Source organism: Streptomyces sp. NPDC048473 (assembly GCF_043200155.1).
GTDB lineage: Bacteria > Actinomycetota > Actinomycetes > Streptomycetales > Streptomycetaceae > Streptomyces.
In genome coordinates this window covers 407,651-424,261 of record NZ_JBICXE010000004.1, presented here as the reverse complement: position 1 = coordinate 424,261, position 16,611 = coordinate 407,651, and the positions used below count along the sequence as shown (strand labels likewise).

Sequence of the window (16,611 nt, the reverse complement as noted above, 5' to 3'; positions counted from 1 at the left end):
GACACACCGGCGCCTGCTCCCCCGAGGCGCAGGCGCCGGTACTGCCAGTCGTACACCGAAGGTCCGGCCCTCAACCCGTGGAAATACGGGATGCCGGAATCCATAGAAGTGACTGGTTCAGCCGGCGCGGTTGCCGGTTACTGGACGGACCGCACCCCGACTCTCAAGGAGGACACCGATGACACCGACCGGCGCCACCCCGGACAGCCGCCCTGCGCAGTGCATGCTCACCACGCTGCAGACGACCCATCAGCATGCGGACTCGAAAGCCGGGATCCTGGCGGCGGCGCAGGTGGCATTGGTGGGCACAGCAGACGTGTGGAGCCGTCAGGCCGTGCACGCCTGGGAGCAGGGCGGTGCGGCGGGGGCACTGGCCGGAGCACTGCTGACACTCTTCGTCTGCGGGCTGTTCGGCGGCGCGGGCTGTCTGGCGGCGGCGCTGCGGCCCCGGGTGCTGCGGCCCCCCGCCGCCAACCGGTACAGCTTCGTCCACCTCTCGTCGGGCCCGGACATCCTGCCCACCGATGGCGCGGGCGCGGATGGTGCGGGCTCGGATGAGGCCTCGGACCGACGGGAGTTGTCGCAGGTCATACGGTTCCTCGCCCGCGTCGCCGTGCTCAAGTACCGCTGCCTCACCGGAGCGGTGGTGTGCACAGCCGTGATGGGCACGAGCGCCGGGCTGAGCGTGGTCCTGCGGCCGGTGCTGGCTTGACTTCAGGGTGCTACGGCAGCTCGTGTGCCAGATCCGCGAGCTCTCTGAGCCTGGGCAGATCACGGATGGTGGTGGAACGGTAGCCGGTCTCCAGCAGCCCCTCCTCGCGCAGTTCGCGCAGCCCCTTGTGGATCGTCGTCTCGGCGGCGCCGGTCAGCGCGGCCATCTCCGGCTGCGTCATCCGGCAGCCGACGACCACGCCTCCGCTCACCGGACGCCCGTAGGAGGTGGCGAGCTCCACCAGCAGCCGGGCCAGCCGCACCTTGGCCGGATACCCGCGAAAGTCCAGCCGCCGCCGGTTCGCCCAGCGCAGCCGGTCCGAGACGATCCCGGTCAGGGCCATGGACACCTCGGGGCGCCGCATCAGCAGCTCGTGCAGTGCGCTGCGCTGAAGTACCCGCGCCGTCATCGGGCCGCAGGCGGTCACCGTAGCCGAGCGCGGTGCTCCGTCCATGGCTGCCATCTCGCCGACCGTGTCGCCGCCGACCCGCACCGCAAGGAGCGAGTTCTCACCGTTCTCCACGGTGGCCGTGACCTTGGCAAAGCCGGTCAGCAGGAGCAGGACGTGCCGGTCGCGCGCGCCCTCGCTCAGCAGCACGGAGCCGGCCTCGAACCGCACCCCGGCGCCCAGGCCGAGCAGTTCCCGTCGCGCCGGAGGCGAAAGCATGCCCAGCAGACTGCGCGCGGGCCACTCTTCTTCCCCGGTCTGCGTGACCACTCTTCCCCCAGCCTGTCCGCGATCCGGCACGCGCATCGCAGCTGCTCCCTCCACCCCCACCGCGTCGGTGCGGGTGGACGGCGCACAACCGCGCACTCACATCACACAATCCTGCCGGTACACACGGAACGGGGTCCATTGAATGTGCGAACCGCCTCAAGACTCATCGGCTGTCGCCTCGGGCGTTCCTCCCGTTCCCCTGCGCCGCGGAAGCCCGGCCAGTCCGCCCGGCCCGTGCGGGCGAAGCCCACCCATGTGCTGATCATCCGGTCGCTGAACTGCGCCTGCCCGTCCTTCACGTCCTGGAACAGGGCCAGGTCGAACAGGCAGGCCTGCCCGGACATGTGCTGGGCAGGCTGGTCGAAGCTCGGTGTCGGGTAGCCGTTGAACCACGGTGTGTCGCGCTCGCTGAACTCGTATATCCGCGTCGGCGTCCACCTCGACAGCAGCCGTGCGGTGTCCAGTGTCGGGGCCGACCATGCCGAGTCCGTGCCGGCCTTCGCCAGGGTTTCGCCCGCCGAGGGGAACTCGCTGAGCGGGTAGCGCGTGCGCCCGTACGGCGGCGTAAACGGTCTGATCTACCGTCGGGCTCCGAGCAAACCCCGTGCCCGTACCCGAGTCGGCGCCGAGCTGCCGTCGTTCTCGTCCAGGGCCAGTCGGGCGACTTCCGCAAAGGTGTTCACGTTGCCATGGAGATCGCGAGCTTGGTCGCACATCAAATGGTAGAGATCCACTGGGGCGTGCCCGTAGGAGCGCGTCACGTAGAACGCACGCACGCTGAGCGACAGAGAGTCAGCGTTCGTGATGATTCTCTGAGCCGCCGAAGAGACGTCCCCGGGGCCCGCAAGGAGAATCTTTGGTTGTTGCTCATATATTTGTCCGGCGAGTGTCTCCGCTCGAACCGTAAAGCCCTCGTCCACATAGCGGGCTCGGAAATACTCAGAATGCAGCAAGCCGAGGTGATCCCTTAAAGAAAGGGTTAGCCCGAGGAATTCCTCGTAAGCCCGCTCACGTGGTTCTACGCGCTGCCTTCGGTGCTCGGCACGAGCCGCAAGCCTCACCTGTTGACGGGCCGACCACCCTGAAGCATATGCAGCCCCAACAGCTGCCACGGCTGTCACCATCGCGCCGAGTACAGCAGATAATCCAGCGTCCATGACCAGACACCCTGGCCGATTTCCCGGTCGTCCGCCAGCGGAACCGGAAAACTGACAACCCACCCGACCAGGTCCCTGCAGGGTGGGCGGCCCCTACGGGTCGCACGGCCATCCCGACTTGTCGGATGCCTGCCGGGTCCTGACAGCAGGCGGCCGCAGCGAGGAGGAACGCGTCGTAGACCATGCCATGCGCACCCCACGGACCAGAACACCCCCGACTGCCCCCGCAACCCGGGACGAACATTTAGAAATCATGTTGGGGACAGCCCCTCAGAAATTTGCATCTCGGGTATTCCGCAATTGCTCTCACCGAGCATTACGCCGAAGGCCCAGGCCCTTTGATGTTTTCCGCATTACTACGGCCTTGGCGTACGAAACCGGCTCCGGGCCGCAACCGTGCGCCTTCGGCGGACACTTCGCGCGGACGGTTCGCCCACAACCTGCCGGCGACCCGCCCGACGCGCGCCGATGACTCCATTGGTCCGCCATTGCTCGCGGAACCACAGCAGTACTCGCAGGCTGAGGCGGGAGTACTACTGGAAGGGCGGCCCTTGATGAGGCTTGTCGTCGATCTCAACCGGTGTCAGGGGTACGCACAGTGCGCCTTCCTCGCACCCGATGTCTTCGCCATGCATGGCGAGGAGGAGGCGCTGTTGTACAACCCGCACGCCGACGAGACGCAGCGCGAGCAGGTGCTTCGTGCCGCCACCGCGTGTCCGGTGCAGGCGATCCTGGTGGACGACCTGGGTGACGTGTGCGAAGCGCCGGGCGCTGTGCGAGAGGGGCTGTCCGGTGTCCAGTGACGGGGCTCTGGCGTGGCTGAGGCGCGAGGGGCGGATCGTGATCGTCGGCGCCTCGCTGGCCGGTCTCCGGGCTGCGGAGACCCTGCGGAAGGAGGGTTTCACCGGTTCGCTCACGCTGATCGGTGACGAGCCCCATGAACCGTACGACCGGCCACCGCTCTCCAAGCAGGTCCTGCTGGGCCACGCGACCGCCGATCACACCGCGCTGCCCCGGCGCCTGGCGCTCGACGCGCACTGGCGGCTCGGCGTCGCAGCCACCGGGCTGGACATGGCGGCCAAGCGGGTGCGGCTGGCCGACGGGAACGAAGTGGAGTACGACCGGCTGCTGATCGCCACCGGCGTTCACGCCCGGCCCTGGCCGCACGATTCCGAGGCCGAGCTGGACGGGGTCTTCGTACTGCGTACGCGTGACGACGCGGCCCGGCTGCAGCGGCGGCTGGCGGCATCGCCCCGCCGGGTGCTCGTCATCGGCGCCGGTTTCACCGGTTCGGAGATCGCTTCGGCCTGCCGCGAGCGCGGGCTGCCGGTGACCGTCGCCGAGCGCGCCGACGCGCCCCTCGTGGGCGCGCTCGGCGGCGTGATCGGCCGAGTGGCCGCGGAGCTGCAACGCGAACAAGGCGTGGACCTGCGCTGCGGGATCATGGTCACGGGCCTGGAGGGCGACCCGGCAGGACGCCTGCGGCGCGCCCATCTGTCCGACGGCACCACCATCGATACGGACGTCGCGGTGATCTCGCTCGGCGCGAAGCGGAACACCGAGTGGCTGGCCGGTTCCGGGCTCGGCGCAGGCCCGCGCGGAATCGCCTGCGACGCCGGATGCCGGGCCTTCGACGTCCGCGGCATCGTCACCGACGACGTCTTCGTCGCCGGTGACGTCGCACGGTCCCCTCACGCGCTCTTCGGGTACCAGTTCCTGTCCCTCGAACACTGGGGCAACGCCGTCGCACAGGCCGAGACCGCGGCCCACAACATGATCAGCAGCAGCTCGGAGCGCCGCCCTCACCTGTGGGTGCCGGCCTTCTGGTCCGCCCAGTTCGGGGTCAACATCAAGTCGGTCGGTGTCCCGTCCCTGGGCGAGGAGGTCATCGTCGCCCAGGGGTCGCTCTCCGACCGCCGCTTCACCTGTGTGTACGGATACCAGGGCCGTGTCATCGCCGCTGTCACCTTCGACCAGACGAAGTGGCTGGAGTTCTACCAGCGGCAGATCGAATCGGCTGCGCCGTTCCCGCCCGACTACCCCTCGGTGGACCGCCGTCCCGAAGGTCTGCGGCCGGTCCCGGCCGAATTCCCGGACCCCTCCCTGCCCACCCACGGGCCGTCCGTCACCGTGAGCGGCTACTCACCGACCGACCAGCGGATCACCTTCGTCCCTGCCCGAGGCTGACCGCAGCCCGAGCCTGACCACAGCCCGGAAAGTCCACTGCCCCACGCCCACAAGAACGCCCACAAGAGCGCCACCAAGGACCGCCACCATGACGCAAGACACGCTCCTGCGGCAGATCACCGACTACTCCAGCCGCGCCGACCCCTACCCGCTGTACGCCGAGCTCCGCAAGACGCCGGTGCTTCAGGAGGGGGACGAACTGTTCGTCGTCAGCACGTACTGGGAGATCAAGAGTCTGCTGCACGATCCACGGATCAGCTCGGATGCCCGCAACCTCTCCCCCAGTGCCGCCGGCACACTCCTCCAGGAGGAGGCGTCGTCCCTGCCGCCCGCCTTCCTGAGGCTCGACCCTCCCGAGCACGACCGGCTGCGCCGTATGACGATGCGCCCGTTCGGGCCGCCGGAAACCCCCCGGCGCGTCCACAACATGCACGGCGAACTGGCCCGGATCGTTTCCGACCTCATCGACGGTTTCGGGGACCGGAACCAGATCGACCTCGTCGACGACTTCTCGTACCCCTTCCCCGTCACCGTGATCTGCCGGCTGCTCGGGATTCCGCACGAGGACGAGGCGCTCTTCCACTCCTGGGCCGACACCATCGCCGCCGGCCTCGACCCGGACCCGGACCAGGACCCCGGCGAGCGGCGCCGCGTCACCCTGCAGGCCCGCACCGAACTGGGGAAGTATCTGTCCGGGCTCATCGACGAACGCAGCGGCGCACCCGGCGACGACATGCTCTCCGCCCTGGTCACCCAGCACGGCGCGGACGGGCAGATGACCCGGATGGAAGTGCTCAGCACGGCCGCCCTGCTCCTGATCGCCGGTCACGAGACCACGGTCAACCTCATCACCAACGGGATGCTCACCCTGCTGCGCAACCCCGACGTCCTGGAGCGGCTGCGGAACGACCCCGGGCTGGCCCTCCCGATCGTGGAAGAACTCCTGCGCTTCGAGCCGCCCGTGCAGTTGCTTCCGCAGCGCACCACCCTCGCGGACATCGACATCTGCGGCGTCACCATCCCCAAGGGCGCCTCCGTCTGGCTCGTCCTGGCCTCCGGCAACCGGGATCCGCAACGGTTCCCCGACCCCGACCGCTTCGACCCCGACCGGAAGGACAACCAGCACCTCGGCTTCGGCAGCGGCATCCACAACTGCTTCGGCGCACCCCTCGCCCGCCTGGAGGCGCAGCTCGCCCTGACCGAGCTCGCCCGCAGGCTCAACAGCCCCCGCCTGGTGGAGGACCCGCCCCCGTACCGCCAGAACGCCGTGCTGCGCGGCCCCCGCCACCTGAACATCGCGTTCGACGGATTCCACGCATAGGGGGTGTCCGGGGCCATGGCTCCCGGCACAGGGGGTGTCCGGCCCATGGCTCCTGCCGGGAAACGCCGACCATGATGGGCGGATGCCGACGCATGAACCGGACCGGCGCGACACCGGGCCCTCGCTGCAGCAGATCCTCGGGCTGATCGCCCCCGGAATGCTCGATGTCGTCGTGGCGCCGCGCGGTACCGGCGTGCCGGTCGCCGATGTGGTGCTGCACGATCCCGGTGAGGAGCGGGACGACGATGCCTGGGCGGCGTCCGGGCTGATCCTGCTCGCCGTCGGTGTGGAGGTCGCCTCGCCCGAGGCGGTCGACGTGCTGCGCGACGCCGACCGGGCCGGGGCCGCGGCCGTGGTGATGCGGCGGGGCGGTCGCGGGCCGCGGGCGGCACTGGTGGAGGCGGCCGGCCGGGGGCGTACGGCGTTGCTGGCCCGGCGGACCGGGCCGGGGCGGGGGTGGACGGAGGTGCTCGGACAGTTGCGGACCGCTCTGGTGCAGACTGCCCCGGCTTGTTCCGCCACCGAATCGGCCGGCCCGGACGGAGTGGGCGGAGTGGGCGGAGTGGGCGGACTGCGGCTCGGTGATCTGTCGGGGCTTGCCAATACCGTGGCGGACCTGGTCGGCGGTGCCATCACGATCGAGGATCCGCAGTCGCGAGTGCTGGCGTACTCGCGGATGGACCACGAACCCGATCCGATGCGCCGGCTGACGATCCTCGGGCAGGAGGTCCCTCGCTGGCGGGTCGACGAACTGCGCGAGAGCGGCTTCTTCCAGGCGCTGTGGAGCACCGACGACGTGGTGCGCCGGCCCGCCGACGACCGGTCCGCCGAGCGGCTGGCCATCGCGGTGCGCCACGGGTCCGAGGTGCTCGGTTCCCTCTGGGCCGCCGCCGACGGGCGGCCGCTCGCCGAGGGTGCGGCGGCGGCTCTGCGCACGGCGGCCCGGGCCGCCGTACCGCATCTGTCCCACCATCGGACGTGGGGCCGGGCGGCGGCCAGGGCGCGGGAGGGGGCGGTGCACGCGCTCCTGAACGGGGCCGCGCACGCGGCGCAGGCCGCGCACGATGCCGGGATCGCGGCGGACCGGCCGTACGCGGTGATGGTGGCGGAGGCGTACGACAGCCGGGCGGTCGGCGCCGCGTCCGGGGGCGGAGCCGGGGCCGGCGCCGAGCAGCGGGTTCTGGATGTGCTCGCGTTGCAGGCCGCCGCGTACCGGCCGGGGTGTGTGACCGCGCGGTCCGGGCGGCGGCTGTACGTCCTGGTCCCGGCGGGGGACGGTGAGGCCGATCCGGCGCGCACCCTGCTGGCGACGGCCCGCTCGGTGCCACGCAGTGTGGTGTTCGCGGGCGTCGGGCCGGTGGCTGCGGACCTGTCGGGGCTGCCCGCGTCGCGGGAAGCCGCGGAGCTGGTGGTGCGGGTGCTGCGGGAGCGGGCTGCGGGGCTGCCGGTCGCGGAGGTGGTGTCGGCAGTGGCGGCATTCGGCGAGGTGGTCGCCGATACATCGGTGCTCCGGGTGCTCGACCGGATCGAGCCGTTGTGGAAGTCGCTGTCGGGGCCGGTGCACGCGATGGTGGAGCACGACCGCGCGCACGGTTCGGAGTACGGCGAGTCGGTCGCCGCCTACCTCGGCGCGTTCGGCGATACGGGCACGGCCGCGCGGCACCTGAGCGTGCACCCCAACACCTTGCGGTACCGGCTGCGCCGGGCCCGGGAGCTGTTCGGCGTCGATCTGGCCGACCCGGCCGTGCGGCTCCTGGCGGACATCGGGCTGCGGATCCCGGCTCGCGGAGCGCACGGGTCGAGCCGCCGTTGATCGTTGAGCTGTCCGGTGCGACAAAGAAATCGGGCAGGCATCGTCGTGTCGGTCGAAGACGCGCCTTCCCCTCCGCGTCGAAGCTGTCCGTACAGCCGTGCAGCCGTACAGCCGACGTGACAGATGGAGGGTTGTTGTTGTGGTTCACATGACTTCCGGCTCGGCAGCCCAGCCGGCAGCCGAGCAGCGTGGTACGCGGCGTGCGGCGGCGCTGGCGCGTGCCGTCGAGGACGGGCTGATCGGTCCGCACACGCCCGTGGCCGGCCTCCTCGACGTGGACGGTGTGCTCGCCGCCGTCGACGCGCTGAACGAGGCGTTCGAAGGGCCCGCCCCGGTACGGCACACGTTCGCGGCCAAGGCGTGCGGCCTGGTGCCCGTGCTGCGGCTGCTCGCCGAGGCCGGGATGGGCTGCGAGGTGGCGTCGCCCGGTGAACTGGAACAGGCGCTGGCGGCCGGCTTCACGTACGACCGGCTGGTCTTCGACAGCCCCGCGAAGACGGTCGAGGAGCTGGAGTTCGCCCTCACCCATGGCATCGCGATCAACCTGGACAACTTCCAGGAGATGGCCCGCGTCGACCGGCTGCTGGCCGGACAACCAGCCGCCGGGCCGATCGGGCTGCGGGTGAACCCCCAGGTGGGGGCGGGCGCCATCGATGCGATGAGCACCGCGACGGCGACCTCGAAGTTCGGCGTCGCGCTGCGCGATCCGGGGGCCGTCGACGCGGTGATCGACGCCTTCGCGCGCCGGCCGTGGCTCAACCGCCTGCACGCGCACGTCGGTTCCCAGGGCTGCCCGCTGCCGCTCATCGCCCGGGGTATCCGCGTCGCATACGAACTTGCCGAGCGCATCAACGCCCAGCTGGGCCGGGCCCAGATCACCGGGCTCGACATCGGCGGCGGCCTGCCCGTCAACTTCGACAGCGAGGACGACCGGCCGACGTACGCCGACTACGTCGCCGAACTCCGTGGCGCCGTACCCGGTCTCTTCGACGGGCGCTACACCCTGATCACGGAGTTCGGCCGCTCCCTGCTGGCCAAGAGCGGGACGGTCGCAACGGTCGTCGAATACACCAAGTCGGCCGGGGGGCGGCAGATCGCCGTCACGCACGCGGGGGCCCAGGTGGCCACCCGTACGGTGTTCATGCCCGACGCCTGGCCCCTGCGCGTCGGGGTGTTCGACGCCGCGGGCCGCCCCAAGCGGGGCCCGACCGAGAGCGTCGACATCGCGGGCCCGTGCTGTTTCGCGGGGGACCTGACCGCGGCCGGGCGCGAGCTCCCGGTCATCGAGCCCGGCGACGTGGTGGCGCTCCACGACACCGGGGCGTACTACTTCTCGTCGCACTTCTCGTACAACTCGCTGCCTCGGCCCGCCGTGTACGGCTACCGGACGGGTGCCGACGGGCGGGTGCACTTCGCGCTCGTACGCGAGGCGCAGAGCGTACGCGAGGTCGTCGAGGAGAGCGGCCTCGCGCAGGCGGGCGCGCTGGTGGCCCTGCGCGCGATCTGATCCTCGCCCGTACAGGTGGAACCGCGCCCTCGGCTGTCAGGGCCTTCGGCCGAAGAACTCGACCTCGGCGACGGCCAGTCGACGGCCGGGACCCGCTCCATAGGCGGAGTCCGTCGTCAGGCGGGCCCGTACGATCTCCGAACCACGCAGATCGAAGGTCTGCTGGCCGGGCTGGTCCTTCACCCTGAGCTTCTTGCTGACCTCGCTTCCGTCGGCGGAGGTGAGCAGGACGGTGATCCTCGCCGGGCGGGCCTGGGTGAGGAACTCGTCCATCTTGGCCGACGTACCGGAGAAGACGACCAGTTTCAGCACCCGTACCGGCTGCTCGAAGTCGCACTCCAGGTACTGGCCCACACCCGTGTCGGGACCTGCGGCCGACGGCGCCCAGTAACGGTTGTTGAAACCGTCGAACGCCGCACCCGCCGGATGACCCGGAGCCCTGCTGGAGGCCCGGAACCGGGTGGGCGGCACCGCCTCCGGGGTCCCGGTCTCGTCCTTGGCGAAGCCGAACCAGCCCGGCACATGCGGAAGAGCGAACCAGACGCCGCACGCCACCACGATCAGCACGATCGGAAGCGCAAGGCCGGGGCGGCGCCACAGCCGACGCCTCGGCCGGGTACCGGCAGTGGGCGCCTGACGCGGACGCCGACGGAGAATCCGGCGCCACCACGGAGGCCGGACCTCGGGCGGCGGACCCGGGTCCAGGAGGAGTGCGCAGCGGATGCACAGGGTGCGGTCCGGGGCGTTCTCCGTACGGCAGTTGGGGCAGCGGATGGGTGGGGCGGGAGGCGGACCCGGGGGTGTGTTCGTGGGGCCCGGCGGTACGTCGGGCAGCGCCTCGGGCCCCGGCACCGACTCGTCCGGCTCGTCACCGGGGCGACGCGGGGCCGCGGCCGCAACGACGGGGGGTTGGGGTTGAGGGGACGGCTGAGGCCGGGGCGGCGGCTGCGGCTGCGGCTGCGGTGCGGTAACGGGGAAAACAGGGGAACCGCCCCCGGCACCACCAGCCCCCCGCGCCTCCTCCCCCTCCCACTCCAGGAACGCCTGGCACGACGTACAGAACTGCGTCCCCGGCGCATTGCTCTGCCCGCACGCCTCACAGATCACGAGACCTCCAGGTCGAAGCCCACATGCGCCGGAATCTCCGTACGGATCAGCTCCTCCAGCCGCACCCGGTCGACCTGGTACGGCTGCGCGGCCCGGACCCGGACGCTCACCCACGGCCGCGGGCCGCCCGGGAACTGTGTGTGCGGCGTCGAGGACCACGCCGTGCCGCCGCTCTCGACGATGTCCGGCTCGATCCCCGTCTCCAGGAACACCGCCTCCGCCAGCCCTCGCCGGGTGCCGCGTCTGCTGTGCCGCTCGACCGCGCCGCGTACCGCCGCGCGCCGCTGCTCGACCGGGTGGTCCGCGCGGGTGTCGACGGCCACCCACTGGGCCAGCCAGGTCAGGAAGTCCTCCGGCGCGCTGCGGGGGTCGAGGTGGGCGGGCAGATTGTCGATGGAGAGCAGGACCGGGGCGAGTACGTCGTCGAGCGCGGCCAGGAACCGTCGCAGGAAGTCCTGCTCCAGATAGACCGCCGGGAGCTGCTCGATCAGCGGGTGCGGTGTCGGCAGGCCGGTCACGGCTGTACGCATGGCGGTCAGGCCTCCCGTACCCGGAGCTGGTGCTCGTAACTGAAGACCAGCGCGTGCCGGTCCAGTGCGATCTTGGTGGTGGGTTCGCCGCGCTGCCCGGTCACGGGGTCCGCGGGGAAGAGGCGTACGTCCTCCACCAGGTCCACCCCCGGCACCTGTTGCAGTACGGCGAACGCCTCGCCCGACTGGACAGGCCGGCCGAACGGCCAGCCGTCGCCGCCCGGTCCGCCGCTCAGCGGGTTGAAGTAGCTGTAGAGGGCTGCCAGCGCCTCCTCGCGTACCCGTTCCACCACGACACCCCTGCGGGCCTGGACCGAGGCGACCACGGTGACCCCCTGGTAGTAGGGCGGTTCGACCACCAACCGGGCACCGATGGGCCGCCGTTCGTCCAGATGGCCCGCGATCAGCGCGAGGGTGTGCTGCGGCGGGATGAGCTCGTTGAACTGGATCCGGCCCTGCTCGTCGCTGCGCCCGGCCGGTACGACGAGCAGCCGCACCCCGCCCGCCTCGACGTCCGAGTCCCCGCCCGCCGGGATGCACTGAACCCGGGATGCGTCGGGTGCGACCTCTCGGGCCAGCAGTTCGTAGTCGTGCGGTACGACAGCCCGGTGCAGGGTCCGCAGGGTCATCGGCCCGCGCACCCGTGCGCTGTCCACCGTCTCGCCGTCGACTCCGCCGAGCGCGGGGCGCCGGTTCTCCACCCGGGCCACGTACGGGATGGCGCTGCGCAGCACCCGGAGCGTGGAGCGGGCGACATTGCCGCGCAGACCACCGCCGGTGCGGTACGAACGCACGCGTACGGTGGCGCCCTTCGGCGGTACCGAACCGTAGTAGCGGATGGAGCCGTCCCGTTCCCGTACCGCCGGACCGAATTCGACCCGCCCCGAGTTGGGGTCGAGTGTGATGTGCCGGTCGTCGGGTCCGGAGTGCGCGAAGTCGTCGACACGGGTCCACTCCGTCCCCTGCGGGCCCCCCGCCGGATCCGCGACCTCGACGACGAAGTCGCCGGGGACGACCGGCGGGCGGCTCACCGTGAACGTCTGTCCCGGTACGCCTTCGGCCGGGCCGAGCACCTCGTCGGTCACGGTCTCGGCGTGGACCGCCCCGACGGTCGCGCCGATCGTGAACGCCGTGATCCGGCGCACCACCGGAGGCGCCATATAGGTGGGCTGTCCGGGGGTGGCCTCCACCAGGCGGCAGCGCAGCCAGCCGCCGGTCCGGCGCACGACGACGGCCGGAGTGTGTCCCTCGGGAAGGTGCAGGATCAGCTCCCCGGACCGGTTGAAGCCGCCGGTGTCGTCCTTCTCGACCTCGCAGACCGTCCAGGCGCTGCCGTCCCAGGCCTCCCAGAGCAGCGGTGGCCGCAGCGGGTCCACACCGACGCCCTCGACCGCGCAGTCCAGCCGCAGCACGACGACTCCCGACGGAACGGCGGCCGACAGGCCCACATAGAGGGCGTCGCCGGGCGTGGGCGTGGTGTCGAAGCAGGGGACGGCCCGGCCGAGCGTGAGTTCCTCGGTACGGTCGGCTGCGTCGCCGGACGTCGGCCAGGTGGCGATATGGGCGAACTCACAGGGCACGATGGTCAGTTCGCGGCCCGTCGTGAACACGACCGCTTCCTCGGTCTCCGTACGGACGGTGGCCACCTCCGTACCGGCCCTCACCCGTACCGGTTCGGGCTGCGGCGCGGAGAGCCGGAACGTCACATCGGTGTGGGCGGCCGTGGGCGGGTGGAGCCGGACGCCGATCAGGTCGAGGAAGGTCAGATAGCTCTTCTCCGGAACCCGGTTCACCCGGTAGACGAGCTGGTCGACCATGGTCGCGAAGGCCTCGATGAGGGTCACGCCGGGGTCCGACACATTGTGGTCGGTCCACTCGGGGCAGCGCTGCTGGACGAGCCGTTTCGCCTCGTCGACCAGGCCTTGGAAACGGCGGTCGTCCAGATACGGACTGGGCAGCGTCACGCGCCGTCCACCTCCTCGTGCTGCGGGATCACATAGAACGGAAAGACCAGATTCCGGGGGTCGTTGGCGCCCCGTACGGTGTAGCCGATGTCGATGTACAGGACCCCGTTGTCGACCTCGTCGAACCGGACGACGACCTCGGTGACCTCGATCCGGGGCTCCCACCGGTCCAGCGCCAGACGCACCTCGTACGCCAGCTGCCCGGCCGTGCCCGCGTCCGCCGGGGCGAACACGTAGTCGTTGACCGCGCAGCCGAACTCCGGCCGCATGGGCCGCTCGCCCGGCGACGTCGCCAGGATCAGCCGGATCGACTCCTCCAGCTCGTGCTCGCCGCGCACCAGGGCGATGGAACCCGTGGCGTCCGTACGCGGCGGGAAGGCCCAGCCCGCGCCGATGAACTGCTGACCCATGGACGCTCAGCCTCCGATCAGCACCGTCGGGCAACCGGACACGACGGGTGAGCCGCAGCCGGCCAGGTCCCCGACGCGCGCGGCGGGCTGCCCGCCGATCAGCACCGTGGCACTGCCGGGCGGCGCGATCGCGGACGGCGGGTGCACCGCGGGCGGCGGCATCGCGCACAGGTGCGGGGTGCCGACCGTGGCGGCGGGGAGGCCGCCGATGAGCACAGACGGGACACCGGGCGGCCCGACCGTGCCCGGGTGTCCGGTGGGGTCGCCGACCCGTGCGGCTGCGGCCGCGGCTGCTGACATGGAAGTCCGGTCCTCTCGCTCGGCTCGCTCAGCGCGTCCGCGCCGTCAATTGATCTCAATTGATCTTCACCAGGGGTGCGTTGATGGCCAGGGAGCTGCCGCCCTTGATGTCGGTCCGCTGTGTTCCGTTGACCGCGACCCGGGCGCCCTGGACGTCCACCGTCCCGCCGGTGGAGAGCTTGACCTCGCCGTTTCCGCCGTCGACCCGCACTCCGCTGCGGGACGTCAACGTGACGCTGTCGCCGCTCAGTTCGAGCGTTCCCTGCCCGCCGTCCAGCGCGACCCCGCGGGCCGCCTTGATGGACACCTGCTGCTTGGCCTCGATGTTCACGCTGCCGTCGCTGTTGATCACGATCACGGTGCCCCTGCGGTCGAGATCGATCTTCAGTTTTCCGTCGCCGGTGAGCAGGCGTACGCCCTGCGGTCCGTTGGCGCCGTCCAGGAGTTCCAGCTGGTTTCCGCTCTTGGAGGCGATCGAACGCCGGTTGACCGCCCCGGTGGTCGGGTCGACCAGCTCACCTCCTGGGGCGGGTGGTTCCGCGGACGACCCGGTGGCCGGTGCGACGGCGGACGGGACGGCTCCGGCACCCGGCCCGGAGGCACCCGGCCCGGACGCGCCACCGGCACCCCCGCCCGGCCCTCCGGTGCCGCCACTGCCGCCGCTGCTGCCCTGTGACGGCCGGTCCTTCCCGTTGTACAGACCGGCCAGGACATACGGACGGTCCAGATGCCCGTGCTCGAACCCCACCAGGACCTCGTCCCCGACCTCGGGGATGAACGCCTCGCCGCCACTTGTCCCGCCCGACTGCGCCGTACGCGCCCAGTCGCTCGCGTACTCGTCCGACAGCCATGGAAAGCGCACCTTGACCCGGCCCGAGCCCTCCGGATCGTGGGTGTCCGTGACCGTCCCGCTGACCAGCCCCACGCAGCGCGACCCGCCACCGGACCCTGCTCCGGTCCCGCCGGACCCCGGCCCTCCGCCGGTCAGCCCGAACAGCGAACGCTCCTGCTGCCCGGAGACCGTGAGCCATGTCTCGTACCCGCGCACCGGGTCGAAGACGTGTCGCGACGACGTGACCGTGTACCGCCCCTCGAAAGGCGCACCCACCGCGTTGAGCGCCACCGCACTGCCCGCCCGCACCTCCGGGTTCCCCCGGATCACCGCCTCCAGCTCCGCGAACGATCCGGCGATCCGCTCCGCCAGGGCCTTCGCCGCCTGGTCCACCTGCGCCTGTGCCCCGTACGCCGTGTCCGTGACCACGAAACGCGCCTCGCCGAACGGCGCGGACACCTCGGCCGCGCTCACCCCCAGCTCCAGCGTCGCCGACTTCCCCGCGGGCGCCCGCCCGACGAGTGGCTGCTTGGTCTTGATGTCCCAGCCACGCACCTCGACCTCGGAGACCTGCTCCGCGGAGGACACCCCGGCCCGGCAGCGCAGCAGATTGCTGCCCATCTCCAGGACCAGCGGATTGCGGTCGGCACGCGCCGAACCGTCGGGTGCGCCGCTCGCCTCCGCGGGTCTGGTGATGTGCAGCTGCCCGTCGAGTACGTACGCCTGCGCGCCCGCCTCCTCCGCGAGATCACGCACGAACTCCCAGTCCGTGACGTTGGGCTGGGCGATGTGTTCGAGTACGGGGCCGGCCACGTCCACCGTCCCCGGCTTCAGCCCGGCGCGCTGGGCCACCTGGGCGCAGATGTCGGCGAGCGTCATGTTCTGGTAGCTGGCCACCCGGCGTCCCCGGAACAGCCGGTGCGATTCGTCGAGCCCGCGTACGACGGTGAAGGTGCCGGTCTCGTCGAGCTCGACCTCCAGGGCGGTGACCACCCCTTTCAGCAGCGGCTTCGGTGCTGTGTCGCCGCCCGCGCGGGCCAGCAGCCGGGCCTCGCTGCCGATCTTCAGCCCGGTCTGCTCCAGCAGTACCCGGTCCGGATCGCGGAAGCGCAGCAGAAACAGGTCGGGGAGCGTCCGGCTGTCGTCGACGTACCCCTCGACCAGCGTGTTCACGAACTTGGGCGGCAGCGGCCGGCCGCCGAACTCCACCACCAGCGCCGTCGCGACGCCCGGCTGCGCCATCAGGGCCGCCCCCCGTCCCGGGTCTCTTCGAGCCGGTTCAGCTCGTCCAGTGCGGGGAGCAGCAGCTGCTGTCCAGGGGCCAGTCGCATCGGGTCGTCGATCCCGTTCGCCTCCGCGATCACCCGCCAGGCCGCCGGATCGCCGTATTCGCGCTGGGCGAGCGACGGCAGCGAGTCCCCGGCGTCCAGCCGGTGGACCCGACGGGCCGCGAGAGCGCCCGAGGTCGGGTTCTGCCCCGGGGTGTCGCCGCTGATCTCCTCCATCGTGACCTGGCAGACGGCCCGGATCGGCACGCCCGATGTGGTGAACAGGGTGTACTTCGCCTGCACTTGACTGACGTAGCCGGGGAACCCGGTCAGCCCGCCCCAGTGGAAGACCACCCACGGCGGCGACGAACGCTGCTGCTGACGGGTCTCGCTCGTCGGCACACAGCACGCGAAGAGCTGCTCCACCGAGGTCACCACCCGGGTGTCCTGGGTGTCGCTGGCGTCGAAGAACATCTCCACCGTGAGCTTGCTGGGCTGCGAACCCTGGTACTCCGGCGGCCCCGAACTCTTGGCACCCTTGGCCGGACTCCGCTTCCAGGAAGCGGCCTTGGTGAGGCTCAGCTCCTTGGGGTTGAACTGGAAGTCGATCCGTCCGCACGGACCACCGGGCGTGAGGCCACCGCCGGTCGGCGGCGTCCGCAGTTCCAGATAGGCGTGCTCCAGCTTGGGCCGGGCCGAACCTCCTCTGCCCGCCTTCGCCGCCGCCGACGCCCCGGACGTACCGGCGGCGCTGAAAGCGATGGGACCTGCGCCACTCACGACGG

Annotated in this window: 15 protein-coding genes; 6 read left to right on the top strand and 9 right to left on the bottom strand. The window is 71.2% G+C overall.

Translation table 11 applies throughout. The annotated features are described in order from the left end of the window. The first annotated feature begins 178 nt into the window (after positions 1-178). Positions 179-712, top strand: coding sequence for a Pycsar system effector family protein (locus ACGFU7_RS10460; RefSeq protein WP_393694234.1), 534 nt, complete (start codon positions 179-181; stop codon positions 710-712). A 10-nt stretch (positions 713-722) separates the two neighbouring features. On the opposite strand, the gene ACGFU7_RS10455 is transcribed toward ACGFU7_RS10460, so the two are convergent. Beyond that, positions 723-1,379, bottom strand: a complete 657-nt coding sequence (locus ACGFU7_RS10455) for a Crp/Fnr family transcriptional regulator (protein ID WP_393694232.1) — start codon at positions 1,377-1,379, stop codon at positions 723-725. Between the two features lie 152 nt (positions 1,380-1,531). Beyond that, positions 1,532-1,936 (bottom strand): hypothetical protein, encoded by a 405-nt coding sequence (locus ACGFU7_RS10450; RefSeq protein WP_393694279.1) that lies wholly within the window; start codon positions 1,934-1,936, stop codon positions 1,532-1,534. 1,205 nt (positions 1,937-3,141) lie between these two features. Here ACGFU7_RS10450 and ACGFU7_RS10445 point away from each other — a divergent pair. The 5 genes from ACGFU7_RS10445 (at position 3,142) to ACGFU7_RS10425 (ending at position 9,415) form a co-directional block, all read left to right on the top strand. Further along, positions 3,142-3,390 (top strand): ferredoxin, encoded by a 249-nt coding sequence (locus tag ACGFU7_RS10445; RefSeq protein ID WP_393694230.1) that lies wholly within the window; start codon positions 3,142-3,144, stop codon positions 3,388-3,390. After that, positions 3,380-4,774 (top strand): NAD(P)/FAD-dependent oxidoreductase, encoded by a 1,395-nt coding sequence (locus ACGFU7_RS10440; protein WP_393694228.1) that lies wholly within the window; start codon positions 3,380-3,382, stop codon positions 4,772-4,774. Before ACGFU7_RS10445 ends, ACGFU7_RS10440 begins: the two co-directional genes overlap by 11 nt. 88 nt (positions 4,775-4,862) lie before the next feature. Next, positions 4,863-6,095 carry a cytochrome P450 gene (locus ACGFU7_RS10435; RefSeq protein WP_393694226.1) on the top strand — a complete coding sequence of 411 codons (1,233 nt, stop codon included), beginning with the start codon at positions 4,863-4,865 and terminating at the stop codon, positions 6,093-6,095. An 82-nt stretch (positions 6,096-6,177) separates the two neighbouring features. Next, positions 6,178-7,908, top strand: coding sequence for a PucR family transcriptional regulator (locus tag ACGFU7_RS10430; protein ID WP_393694225.1), 1,731 nt, complete (start codon positions 6,178-6,180; stop codon positions 7,906-7,908). A 148-nt stretch (positions 7,909-8,056) separates the two neighbouring features. Further along, a complete protein-coding gene (locus ACGFU7_RS10425; RefSeq protein WP_393694223.1) occupies positions 8,057-9,415 on the top strand; it encodes a diaminopimelate decarboxylase in 1,359 nt (452 codons plus the stop codon). A 36-nt stretch (positions 9,416-9,451) separates the two neighbouring features. Here the strand turns inward: ACGFU7_RS10425 and ACGFU7_RS10420 are convergent, their stop codons facing one another. The 7 genes from ACGFU7_RS10420 to ACGFU7_RS10390 form a co-directional block, all read right to left on the bottom strand. Continuing rightward, positions 9,452-9,982: a discoidin domain-containing protein gene (locus ACGFU7_RS10420; protein ID WP_393694222.1), complete on the bottom strand. Its 531-nt coding sequence runs from the start codon at positions 9,980-9,982 to the stop codon at positions 9,452-9,454. Positions 9,983-10,518: 536 nt separating this feature from the next. Next, the gene (locus ACGFU7_RS10415) at positions 10,519-11,052 is read right to left on the bottom strand and encodes a phage tail protein (protein WP_393694220.1); all 534 of its coding nucleotides are present in this window, start codon (positions 11,050-11,052) and stop codon (positions 10,519-10,521) included. 5 nt (positions 11,053-11,057) lie between these two features. Then, complete coding sequence (locus ACGFU7_RS10410; protein WP_393694218.1) at positions 11,058-13,016, bottom strand: putative baseplate assembly protein; 1,959 nt, start codon at positions 13,014-13,016, stop codon at positions 11,058-11,060. Further along, a complete protein-coding gene (locus ACGFU7_RS10405; RefSeq protein ID WP_327368814.1) occupies positions 13,013-13,426 on the bottom strand; it encodes a GPW/gp25 family protein in 414 nt (137 codons plus the stop codon). The genes ACGFU7_RS10410 and ACGFU7_RS10405 overlap by 4 nt, the downstream gene beginning before the upstream one ends. Positions 13,427-13,432: 6 nt before the next feature. After that, entirely contained in the window at positions 13,433-13,726 is a 294-nt protein-coding gene (locus tag ACGFU7_RS10400; protein ID WP_393694216.1) for a PAAR domain-containing protein, read from the bottom strand. A 55-nt stretch (positions 13,727-13,781) separates the two neighbouring features. Beyond that, positions 13,782-15,800 (bottom strand): VgrG-related protein, encoded by a 2,019-nt coding sequence (locus ACGFU7_RS10395; protein ID WP_393694214.1) that lies wholly within the window; start codon positions 15,798-15,800, stop codon positions 13,782-13,784. Continuing rightward, positions 15,800-16,606 (bottom strand): LysM peptidoglycan-binding domain-containing protein, encoded by an 807-nt coding sequence (locus ACGFU7_RS10390; protein WP_393694212.1) that lies wholly within the window; start codon positions 16,604-16,606, stop codon positions 15,800-15,802. The genes ACGFU7_RS10395 and ACGFU7_RS10390 overlap by 1 nt, the downstream gene beginning before the upstream one ends. Positions 16,607-16,611: the final 5 nt, after the last annotated feature.

Coding starts and splice junctions, on each gene's coding strand:
- ACGFU7_RS10395 (WP_393694214.1), bottom strand. CDS start 15,800: ATGGCGCAGCCGGGCGTCGCGACGGCGCTGGTGGTGGAGTTCGGCGGC.
- ACGFU7_RS10400 (WP_393694216.1), bottom strand. CDS start 13,726: ATGTCAGCAGCCGCGGCCGCAGCCGCACGGGTCGGCGACCCCACCGGA.
- ACGFU7_RS10455 (WP_393694232.1), bottom strand. CDS start 1,379: ATGCTTTCGCCTCCGGCGCGACGGGAACTGCTCGGCCTGGGCGCCGGG.
- ACGFU7_RS10430 (WP_393694225.1), top strand. CDS start 6,178: ATGCCGACGCATGAACCGGACCGGCGCGACACCGGGCCCTCGCTGCAG.
- ACGFU7_RS10435 (WP_393694226.1), top strand. CDS start 4,863: ATGACGCAAGACACGCTCCTGCGGCAGATCACCGACTACTCCAGCCGC.
- ACGFU7_RS10415 (WP_393694220.1), bottom strand. CDS start 11,052: ATGCGTACAGCCGTGACCGGCCTGCCGACACCGCACCCGCTGATCGAG.
- ACGFU7_RS10425 (WP_393694223.1), top strand. CDS start 8,057: ATGACTTCCGGCTCGGCAGCCCAGCCGGCAGCCGAGCAGCGTGGTACG.
- ACGFU7_RS10405 (WP_327368814.1), bottom strand. CDS start 13,426: ATGGGTCAGCAGTTCATCGGCGCGGGCTGGGCCTTCCCGCCGCGTACG.
- ACGFU7_RS10460 (WP_393694234.1), top strand. CDS start 179: ATGACACCGACCGGCGCCACCCCGGACAGCCGCCCTGCGCAGTGCATG.
- ACGFU7_RS10445 (WP_393694230.1), top strand. CDS start 3,142: ATGAGGCTTGTCGTCGATCTCAACCGGTGTCAGGGGTACGCACAGTGC.